Source organism: Pontibacter cellulosilyticus (assembly GCF_014306105.1).
Classification (GTDB): domain Bacteria; phylum Bacteroidota; class Bacteroidia; order Cytophagales; family Hymenobacteraceae; genus Pontibacter; species Pontibacter cellulosilyticus.
This window is the reverse complement of the sequence record NZ_JACRVF010000002.1, coordinates 321,291-332,272: the sequence shown is the minus strand read 5'-3', so window position 1 is coordinate 332,272 and position 10,982 is coordinate 321,291. Positions and strand designations below refer to the sequence as shown.

At 45.0% G+C, this 10,982-nt stretch carries 9 protein-coding genes; 6 read left to right on the top strand and 3 right to left on the bottom strand.

Going from position 1 to position 10,982, the window contains the following annotated elements; translation table 11 throughout:
* The 3 genes from H8S84_RS20305 to pnuC form a co-directional block, all read right to left on the bottom strand.
* Positions 1-1,239: PKD domain-containing protein (locus tag H8S84_RS20305; RefSeq protein WP_317175435.1), on the bottom strand; the 1,239-nt coding region annotated here is incomplete at its 3' end.
* Positions 1,240-1,971: 732 nt separating this feature from the next.
* Complete coding sequence (locus H8S84_RS09170) at positions 1,972-2,148, bottom strand: hypothetical protein (RefSeq protein ID WP_187067021.1); 177 nt, start codon at positions 2,146-2,148, stop codon at positions 1,972-1,974.
* Between the two features lie 131 nt (positions 2,149-2,279).
* Positions 2,280-2,909, bottom strand: a complete 630-nt coding sequence (pnuC, locus tag H8S84_RS09165; RefSeq protein ID WP_187067020.1) for a nicotinamide riboside transporter PnuC — start codon at positions 2,907-2,909, stop codon at positions 2,280-2,282.
* A 117-nt stretch (positions 2,910-3,026) separates the two neighbouring features.
* Here pnuC and H8S84_RS09160 point away from each other — a divergent pair, with 117 nt between their 5' ends.
* From H8S84_RS09160 to H8S84_RS09135, 6 genes are all read left to right on the top strand, one after another.
* On the top strand, positions 3,027-3,344 hold the full coding sequence (locus tag H8S84_RS09160) for a rhodanese-like domain-containing protein (RefSeq protein ID WP_187067019.1): 318 nt from the start codon (positions 3,027-3,029) through the stop codon (positions 3,342-3,344).
* 421 nt (positions 3,345-3,765) lie between these two features.
* Positions 3,766-5,235 (top strand): IMP dehydrogenase, encoded by a 1,470-nt coding sequence (gene guaB, locus H8S84_RS09155; RefSeq protein WP_187067018.1) that lies wholly within the window; start codon positions 3,766-3,768, stop codon positions 5,233-5,235.
* A 340-nt stretch (positions 5,236-5,575) separates the two neighbouring features.
* A complete protein-coding gene (locus H8S84_RS09150; protein ID WP_187067017.1) occupies positions 5,576-7,654 on the top strand; it encodes a GAF domain-containing SpoIIE family protein phosphatase in 2,079 nt (692 codons plus the stop codon).
* A gap of 4 nt (positions 7,655-7,658) precedes the next feature.
* Positions 7,659-7,997, top strand: a complete 339-nt coding sequence (locus H8S84_RS09145) for an STAS domain-containing protein (RefSeq protein WP_187067016.1) — start codon at positions 7,659-7,661, stop codon at positions 7,995-7,997.
* Positions 7,990-8,400 (top strand): ATP-binding protein, encoded by a 411-nt coding sequence (locus H8S84_RS09140; protein ID WP_187067015.1) that lies wholly within the window; start codon positions 7,990-7,992, stop codon positions 8,398-8,400. The genes H8S84_RS09145 and H8S84_RS09140 overlap by 8 nt, the downstream gene beginning before the upstream one ends.
* A 163-nt stretch (positions 8,401-8,563) precedes the next feature.
* Complete coding sequence (locus tag H8S84_RS09135) at positions 8,564-10,870, top strand: peptidylprolyl isomerase (protein WP_230407118.1); 2,307 nt, start codon at positions 8,564-8,566, stop codon at positions 10,868-10,870.
* Positions 10,871-10,982 lie beyond the last annotated feature (112 nt).

The window sequence follows — 10,982 nt, the reverse complement described above, 5'->3', positions numbered from 1 at the left end:
AGTCACGGAAGCTGTGCCGCTGCAACCGTCAGAAGCTGTTGCTGTACCGAAGGCAGCAGTAATCTCTGAAGCAGTCGGGTTACAGCCTAGAGTTGCTGTGTGGCCAGTCACCGAAATCACTGGGGGTGTTTTGTCAGCCACAACGGTGTATGTAAACGTACAGGCCTGTGATGGCTCACCTGCATCCTTTATATCATTTTCATTAAGATCATCCCAGATTGTAACAGTACGGGTAATATTCTGATCTTCACTACTACAAGTGCTAGGTGTTTCGCTATCCGAACTAGAAACTTTAATAACTTCACATGGATTGTCTCCTATCACTATGTTATAAGGAGCTGCTTTAGCTGCAGCTACTGTCGTAGGAAGAGCAGGAATACTACTGAAGTTTGAGCAGCTAAACGTTCCTAAATCAGTATTTGTACTAGGGCAGGTAACTGAGAACTGGCAGCAACTCTTTACCTCGACTTGTTTTGTTTCAGTCCTTACTGTTCTACTAATCTCAGTAGTCGTTTCATTACCATCGGCATCAAGCTCATACCTTATGTCAGTAACTGTTAAACTAACAGTAAATGTCCCCTCTGAAGTGTAGGTATGACAAGGATTTTCTAGTGTACTTGTTGTACCATCTCCAAAGTTCCATACATAGCTATAGTTTTGATAACCTCCAGTGGTTTCGTTTGTAAAGCAAACTCTTTCAAATTGGCCTCCTGTTACACATTCAGGTACATAACTGAAATCAGGTATAAGCGGTGTATTTACAATAACATCTCCTAACATTCTACATTTTGATGGAGTAGCCTGAGAGCAGCTATTTGAACAAACTTGTTCACCAGCACTACCCCAACCCACAAATGTATTCTCCAAAACAAGGTTAGTTCCACATACCCAATCTATAGATGTACTATAAGTGTATGTTGTTGACTGCTTCTTCGGCAGTAAACCTGGAAAGCATATCTTATAGGGGGTTCCATTTACATTAGCCGATAGGAAGATGCCTGTTCTGTCACTATTTGTGTTATTCCTAAAAGTAAAATTTAGATAAACAGGTATTGTTCCACCTTCAAGGCAATCATCAGCTTCCACTCTATCTGTTCCAGCAGCATCAGTAGTTAAAAACACCTCAGTGATTGTAAAATCATTGGATGTACAGCTGCCATAGCAGTTAGTAAGGTCTGTCGTTGCATTCTGAGCTACTGCATAATTACTCATAACGAAAAAAGCAGCTACAAAAACCATAGCATAACGCCATAGTAACTGCAGCTGCTTCGAGAGAACGTGATCCGTTCTACTCGTGTAACATGAAAAGTTCTTCATAATTGTAAATGTTTTGTTGACATAAAAGTTTGTTTAATGATTAGAGGTGTGAGGCTCCGGCTAAATGTTGCTTCCTAAATTGGTTAAGATGACAAACAACTGACTGTCACACCGCTATTGATTCTACAAAAGCTGAGATAAGGCCAGATTGATAGCTGGCATGTTTGACTAAGGAGGCTGCGCAAATAGGCAAAAAGAAGTACAGCCTGCCTTTTTAAAAAGGCAGAATTTTATCATGGTGCTATTTTTAGCTATTGTTTAAATTTTAGCTCTTGAGGGGGTGAATCAGAGCTGCAACAGTACCAGTGGCTTCGCACACCTGTTGTTAAAGGGCGTACAGTTTTGTATCGGGTGCAATAAATTTGTTAGTGTTCTACTTCGCGTGTACCATTCATCAGCCAGTCAAGGGCCTGACAAGCTTTACCGTATCAGATTGCATAAAAACGATGCAACCACTGTTTATAGACTACTGGCTCTTAATAAGTTGCAACCCAGCAACAGCAAAAACAGGTAGCTTGTTATTTGTAACGAAAGCTACCTGTTATTGGATAATTTTTACAGAAATTTAGAGTAAAGAGGGTAAAAAAGGTGGGGAACAGAAGTGTTATGACGTTAAAAACAATAACATAAGTACAATATTATCAGCAATAAGTCTTAATTTTCTGAAAAACTGTAGTCATAAAAGTTATAAACCTCCAGCTCTGTTTCTACTGTATTACCGTGTTGTTTTAACCGCATCTTCTTCGGCCGTTCGTCAGGCGATTCATAGCCCCACTTCAGACGGTTCTCGTACTTCAATTCTTCGGGTAATTGTAACTTCTTTTGCTTCATATCCGGTCACATTTAATCGTTACACATACATCCCTTGAACGTAGGGTGTTTTTCAAATCACCTATATGTACGTAGTGCGTCTGCAGCCAGATTATACTTATCTGCAGTATAAATAGTACAAAAATACTTATTTAGGGAACAAGCTGCATTTTCTTGTCTTCTTCCAGAGATTTTTTCCAGTCCAGGTAGCCAACCACACACAGAATCAGGAATATAAAGTAAAGCACTGCAGTGATATAAAGATCTTTGTATGTGTAAACTCCCACGTATACCACATCCACTACCAGCCAAACAATCCAGTTTTCAATTTGCTTTTTGGCCATCATCCAGTAGCCGATCAGGCTTACTGCGGTTGTAGCAGAGTCGGTGTAAGATAAATCTGCATCGGTATAATTCTCCAGGAAGTAACCCAGCCCTAATGTAAAGGCAATACCTAAAGCCAGTAGTACCAGCATCTCCAGCTTGCCCACACGGCCTACTTTGCGCTCGGTGTGGCCTTTGCCACCATAGAGCCATACATACCATCCATACAGGCTTGTTACCACATAAAAGGCATTCAAGCCCATGTCGGCATAAAGGCGGGCATCGTAAAACACAATAACATACATGGCTACACTTACAAGACTTACCGGCCAGGTCCAGACGCTTTGGCGGGCAGCCAGCCACACGCCAACCACACCTGTCAGGGCGCCAATAAGTTCGTACAGGCTCATGGCGCTAAGTGCTTCCATTATACTTTGTGAAATATTTGTTGTATCCATTGCGTAATACCTGGTGCAGCGGTGCTATAAAAAGGAAAATTCGTTGCTAAGTTTGTAAATCAATTTAACTCTGCCAAAGGCACGCTATCATAGTACAGCATTTGGCATATTAGTACCATGGACGAAATTACAGCAATAGAGCTAAAAGAACGGCTTGCCCGGAATAATAAAATACAACTGGTAGATGTGCGTGAGCCATCTGAGTTTGAGATATGCAACCTTGGCGGTGAGCTTATACCGTTGGGCGAATTACCAAAGCAATCTAGCCGTGTTCGGCGCGACATTCCTGTTGTGGTTATCTGCCATCATGGTTTCAGAAGCGCACAGGCTATTAATTACCTCACGCAGCGCCTCGGCTATGACAACCTGCTCAACCTAAAAGGCGGTATACATGCCTGGGCCACGCAGGTAGACCCAGGGATGGCGGTGTATTAGAGTTTATACTTCTTTCAATACCGTTGGCCAACCACCCCTACCCCTCCTTAACCAAGTAGGGGAGCTTTGTTCTTACTTCTTTTTCTGCCAGCATAATAGCTAGCTTCTTCTCATATGACTTTCTATAACGGTATACTCTCAACTCTCCGCTAACCTTTTTGTAAGACTTTATGTGGAAGAAAGGTTTGGCAGGAGCCGCAGAGCTTATACTTTTGCTAAGGTATTGCTGTAACTCCCCTCTTTGGTTAAGGAGGGGTTAGGGGTGGTTGGTCCACGATACTAAAAGAAACCTGCTCATCGTATTAACTTATTAATGTAGCTCCAATAGTGGTAAAATAAATTTTCCTCCACCCCATGGCAAATAATCCCAACTAATTTTCGTAGTTTTACGCGGCAAATAACAACCCCTAATTTATTTGCCATGCTCTCTGAACAGTCAAGCATTTTATTTGAGGCACTTACCTACGACGATGTGCTTCTTCTCCCGGCTTACTCCGAGGTACTTCCACACCAAACAGATACATCAACTCAGTTAACGCGCAACATCCGCATTAACATTCCGCTGCTCTCGGCTGCCATGGACACCGTTACAGAAGCAGACCTGGCTATTGCCATGGCACAGGAAGGCGGTATCGGCATTATACACAAGAACATGTCGATTAAAAAGCAGGCGGCTCAGGTGCGTAAGGTAAAGCGTTCTGAGAGCGGCATGATCCTGGATCCGATCACCCTGAACGAAAATGCTACGTTAGGCGATGCCGTACAGATTATGACGGAAAACAAGATCGGAGGAATTCCGATTGTGGATGATAACGGCAAGCTAACTGGCATTATTACTAACCGCGACCTTCGCTTCCAGAAAGATCTCACCCAAAAGGTATCGGAGGTAATGACCAGCGACAACCTGATTACTGCTAAAATAGGCACTGACCTGGCCAAAGCCGAAGACATTCTGCAGGAGTACAAAATAGAAAAGTTACCTGTAGTAGACGATGCCGGCAAATTGGCAGGTCTGATAACTTATAAAGACATCCTTAAAAAGAAAGACCGTCCTTTTGCCTGTAAAGATGAGTATGGTCGCTTAAGAGTAGGCGCCGCTGTAGGCGTTACTCCTGATGTACTGGATCGTGTGAAGGCCCTGGTAGATGCCGGCGTAGACGTAATCAGCGTTGACACAGCCCATGGCCACTCAAGAGGTGTACTGGAGGCTGTTCGTAAAATAAAAGACACGTTTCCGAATGTAGATCTGATTGCCGGAAACATTGCCACCGCCGAAGGTGCAAAAGCATTGGCAGATGCCGGTGCAGATGCCGTAAAAGTTGGGGTTGGCCCGGGTAGTATCTGTACCACCCGCGTTATTGCTGGCATAGGCGTACCACAGCTTTCTGCAGTAATGGAGGCAGCAAGAGGCCTGAAAGGCACAGGTGTACCAGTAATTGCGGACGGTGGCATTAAGTTTTCTGGAGATATTGTGAAGGCGCTTGCCGGTGGTGCGAGCACAATAATGGTGGGCTCGCTGCTTGCCGGTACTGAAGAGGCTCCTGGCGAGATGATCATTTATGAAGGACGCAAGTATAAAACCTACCGTGGCATGGGTTCTGTAGAGGCCATGGAAGAAGGCTCTAAAGACCGCTACTTCCAGGGGAATGAGAAAGACTCTAAAAAGCTGGTGCCAGAGGGCATTGTAGGTCGTGTTGCTTACAAAGGTTTAGTAAACGAAGTAATTTACCAATTGGTAGGTGGCATACGGGCAGGTATGGGCTACTGCGGCACACCACGTATAGAAGACCTACAAGGTGCCAAAATGGTGAAGATTACCGGTGCAGGCCTACGCGAAAGCCATCCGCATGATGTGCAGATTATGCGTGAAGCTCCAAATTACAGCCGATAAGTATAGGTTAAAGTATAAAAAGCACCGCTGGATTGTAATGATGCAGCGGTGCTTTTGTTTTAAAGCAGTACCTGAGGCAGTTAAACTTCACAGAATTTAATCATTCGCGTGCAACCCGCAGATCAGCCTTTGAACATTGAAGTATAGTTGTGGTGGCAGTGCAAGAAACCGCTGCATTACCCGTTAAACTTATTTAACCAAAACCATTATATTTACGTTATGCTATGTGATTTTCACCGTGAGCACAGGCGGGATAGAAAAAATTATTACCTTTCATTATAAAATCAATCAAAAGCAGCAATCAGGCAACGCCTTTCCAACGGGCACGGTTTTCCGTTTTATGCTATACAAGACAAACGCAAAATCCATATTAGTAACCACGGCTGTAGTTAGCTGGATGCTGCTGTTGCTTAATATTCTTATTACGGCGGAGGCAATCAATCAACCTGGCGCTGTTAAGTTCTCGCTGCCTTTTATTAACAACATCCTCATTGTTATCTTTATCGTCTCTGTGTTTCTGTACCAGCGGCTAAGTTCCGAGAACCTCAAAGGCATAGATTTTATTGGCTATCTCTGGCATTTGTTCTCAAAGGCGGGTGTAGCGGCTTACCTGAGTGTGGCCTTGTTTCTGGGCTATCGGCTGATATCCAACTATACCAACATCGATTCTCCATCGTTGCTGCACTTAATGTACCAGATCAACTTTGGCTTGTTGATCATATTCCTGGCAAAGGCATTTTATATTTGGCGACAATTGTTGCTGTACCACAAAAACAAGTTCCTGCAGATAGCCTGGGACTGGTTTGAGCTATTGATCTTTGGCACACTGTTGCTCACGCTGCTTAACTTTAACTACACCAGCTATATTTTCCTGCCGCTGCTGGCGCTGCTCAGTTTCTATATCCTGTTTCTATGCACAAACTTAAAGTGGGTAGCGTACCTCACCTTCAACAACAAAAGCAGATCGCTGGTACTGCTGGGAGCCATACTGCTCAGCTGCTACATTTTCATAAACTTTTTCCGACAGTTTGCTGATAGCCCTGACCTGGTAATTGACTACACAGATGTTGGGTTCCTATTGCTAGCCATGCTGTTCGTAGGGCTTTATACTTTAGCTGCTTTCTTGGTGTCGTTGTTCAGTTTGCCAACATCCAGTGTGTTCGAGCAGAAGAGCGAAGACCTGCTAAACTTCCAGCGCCTGAGCCAGTCTATACAGCAAGGGCAAAGCGAGTCGCAGGTGTATGATATGCTGTTCGAGAGCACCATTAAAGCATCTGATGCAAGCGCTGCTTGGTTCGAGCTTATCCGCAACAGTGAGCCGCAAGTAACGCACCTGCTAAGTATAAATGCAGAGCAGATTACCCGCATCCGGCATTTGCTGCTGGCCTACAACATCCAGAACATCGATTACATTAACAATAACCTGGACCGCAACCCCGGCTTCAGAGACCTTACGTTGCCCTGGAAATCACTGATCATACTTCCGATCAAATCTAAGAATCACTTATTCGGAATTCTATACTTGCTGAAGGATATTGAGCAGGGCTTTGACCGTGAAACCACAAACGTGCTGCGCACCTTTACCAGTCAGACCATACTTACTATTGAAAACCTGCGCCTGGTAAATGAGTCGCTGCTGAACGAACGCTACAAGGAAGAGTTAAAAATTGCCACGCAGGTACAGGAAAGCCTTATCCCGAAAACATTCCCTACTGACAGCTGGTTTGAAATCAGCACGCATGCTGTGGCAGCGAAAGAAGTAGGAGGCGACTTTTACGACTTCCTGCAACTAAGCGAGTCACGTATTGCTATTATAATAGGAGACGTGTCGGGCAAGGGTATTTCGGCGGCCTTCCATATGGCGCAGATGAAGGGTATTTTCCATGGGCTTATGCAGCAGGACATGCCGCCAAGTGAGTTTATGAAGCAGGCCAACAGTGCCCTGAGTCGCTGTATCGAGAAGACATCCTTTATTACATCAGCCCTCTACATCATCGATTACAGGATGAAGGGCTTTATGTTTGCCCGCGCTGGCCACTGCCATACCTTATACTATAACTCGATGATGGAAGACGTTTTTTACTTTCAGACAGAGGGACTGGGGCTAGGCATTATCCGGGATAAGAGCTACAACAATCACGTGCGCGAGATGTACTACGACTATAACCCGAACGATGTGATGGTAATCTACACCGACGGGATTGTAGAGGCACGCAGTCCGGACAACGAAGAATATGGCGAGGATCGCCTGAAGTACATGCTCACACAGACATATCACCTCGAAGCCGAGGACATCAAGTGCGCCATTATTAATGACCTGGAAGATTTTACCGGGCCGGGCAACTTATATGATGACCAAACGTTGCTTGTTATTAAATTTAAACCGACTCAACAAAACGACGAACCAAGTCGTACATAAGCCGATGAAAATTACACAAGAAATCAAAGACAATACCATCATCATGACCCTGGATGGTGAACTGGATGCCAGCTCTTCTGTTATACTTGACGAGGAGCTTTCTGATCCTAAGATCATGAGCTACAGCAAAATTCTGGTAGACTGCGCCAAGCTAAACTATATTTCCTCTGCTGGTCTTGGCGTGTTTATTTCGCACCTGCAGCGCTTCGAAGACGCCCAGATTAAACTTATTTTTTACAACATGCAGGACAAAGTGCGCAACGTATTTGAGATACTAGGTCTTGACCTGCTCATGACCATCGTGTCGGATTACGAAGAGGCAAGGACTGTTTCAAATGAATAACTCGATCCGGGTAAATTGTACTAAAAAGAACCTGAAGTTAATACGTGACTTTGTCATAGAGTATCTGAACGCCTTTGCGTTATCAGATATCATGACAAACCAGATCGTGTTAGCCGTGGATGAGATATGCGCAAACCTCATCATCCACGCTAACCACGAAAACCCCGACAAGTACATTCACCTTGCTGTACAAAAGCAAAACGGAATGCTAAAGTTTGAGATAACAGACAACGGACTGGCATTTCAGCGATCCAAGTATAAGGAGCCCAACATTGAGGACAACATCAGGCAGGGGAAAAAAGGCGGTGTGGGCATTGCCCTGGTAAACCGCATTATGGATAAGGTAGAGTTCGAGTCAAACGGTACCCAGAACGTTTGCGTGCTCTACAAAAAAATAAAATAAGGTGCTTCGGCACACTTTTACAGCGCATTAGCCGTTATCCGGAACAAATCCGGGAGCAATTGGATTATAGATATACTTTTTGCCAAATCTGTCAGAAAATTTAGTTAAAATTGCATGGTCTGAATCAGATCAGCTATACTAATAGTTTGTTTTTAATCAACTTATGCGCAGCAACCACCTACTTGTTGCAGCCGCCCTTTTAATGGCCGGGTGCACTGCAACCAAGAAGAACGACTCCAAAGAACCAGCTATCGCCACATTAGGCTCTGAGCCTATTTCCACATCGGAGTTCCAGTATGTTTATGAGAAGAACAATGCCGGGAACGAAGATGCCTACACCCGCGAAAGCGTAACCGATTACCTTAAACTGTACACCAATTTCAAGCTAAAGGTAAAAGAAGCCGAGAGCCGTGGCTTGGATACCACCATGGCCTTTAAGCGGGAATTGGAAGGTTACAAAGAGCAGCTTGCCCAGCCATACTTATCAGAGAAAAGTGTAACAGACCAGCTGGTAAAGCAGGCATACGACCGCCTGGGCCAAGAGGTAAATGCATCACACATACTATTAACGCTACAGCCAGAAGCTGCCCCAGAAGATACGCTTGCAGCCTACAATAAGGCTATGGAGATACGCCAGCGCGCTCTTAGCGGCGAAGACTTCGGCAAATTAGCTCAAACTTACTCACAGGATCCATCTGCAGCCGACAACAAAGGAAACCTGGGGTATTTCACCTCTATGCAGATGGTGTATCCTTTCGAGGATGCGGCCTATAAAACGCCTGCCGGTCAGGTTTCGATGCCGGTGCGTACCCGATTTGGTTATCATTTAATTAAAGTACATGATAAGCGCCAGGCACGTGGCGAGGTAAAAGTAGCGCATATTATGGTGCGTGCTACACCGGGCATGCCTAAAGCCGACTCGCTGGCTGCAAAGCAGCGCATTGATGCTATTTACAAGCGCCTGCAACGCAACGAAAACTGGGACAAGCTGGCTGCAGAGTTCTCTGAGGATGCCAACTCTGCCCAGAACGGTGGTGAACTGCCTTGGTTTGGCACAGGCCGCATGATTCCTAACTTCGAAGATGCCGCTTTTGCACTGAACAAGGAAGGCGAGGTTGCCAAGCCTTTGCTTACACCTTACGGCTGGCACATTATTAAATTGATTGATAAGCGTGGCCTGCCTCCTTTCGAGGACATGGAGCAGAACCTGCGTAATAAAATAGCCAAAGACTCCCGCTCTGAGCTTAACCGCACAGCTTTTCTGAAGCGCGTTAAAGCAGAGAATAATTTTACAGAGGTTGCCGCTGCCAAAACTGCCGCGTTCGGCAAAGCAAATGCAGAGTTGCTGCAGGGCAAGTGGAACTACGACACGAACGATAAAACGCTTAGCCAGACACTTTTCACAATACAAGGCAAGCCTTATACAGTTGCTGACTTTTATGCCTTTGCAAAAGAGCAGCAGCGACCGCGCGCAACAGGTACACCGGAGTATGCGATGCAAACGCTTTACGATGCCTTTGTAGACAAGAGCCTGGTTGATTACGAAAAGGCCAACCTGGAGAACAAGTATACAGACTATAGAATGCTGGTGAAGGAGTATCACGACGGCATCCTGCTTTTCCAGCTGATGGACGAGAAAGTATGGTCTAAGGCTGTGGAAGACTCTGTTGGTTTGAAAGCTTACTTTGAGCAGAATAAAGAAAAGTATAAGTGGGGCCCACGTGCTCAGGCTACTGTAATAAGCGCCGCAAACAAGGACCTGCTAAACAAAGCGCAGCAGCAACTGTCTGTTCGTCGTTATCCTGTTAAATCTGCTAACCTGCCAGACGTGCTGTTTGAACAGAATAAAGCAGAGCTTACAAAAGATGCTACGTTAAAGCTGAATGAGTTCGCAGAGATCCTGAAAAACAACCCAACACTATCGTTAGATGTAAATGGCCACGCCGATGCGCGTGAGGCAGCAGCAAAAGACAACATTGCCAACCTGCGTACACAGCGCATCGTGAAGTACCTGACAGATGAAGGTGTGCCAGCCTCACAGCTGAAAACGAATGCACTTGGTAAAACAAAACAGGCCGGACCAGATAATACCGAGACAGGCCGCCGCCGTAACCGCCGTGCATCCTTTACACTGTATTCATCTGATGTAAGCGCCCTTGCAGATAACCTAAATGCAAGCAACCCGCTTGATGTGCAGATAACAGAGAAGAAATTCCAGAAAGGCGAAAACAAGGTACTGGATTCTGTGAAGTGGGAAAAAGGCACTTATACGTTGCAGCAGAACGGACGCGAGTACCTGATCATTATTGACGAGGTGCTGGAGCCTGCTTATAAAGAGCTAAACGAAACACGCGGCCTGGTTATCTCAGACTATCAGAATTACTTAGAACAGCAATGGGTAAATCAGTTGCGCGAAAAGTACCCGGTAAACGTGAACCAGGCCGAGCTTGATAAATTAGTTAAGAAGTAAGACTGCCACAGTTGGTCCTTTTTTTGATGCAGTAAAAGCAAAATCCCGAAACTCAGAATAAAGCAGTATCTTGCACGTTGTTTAAGCAGCGTGTTCAAAATAAGTAGTATAA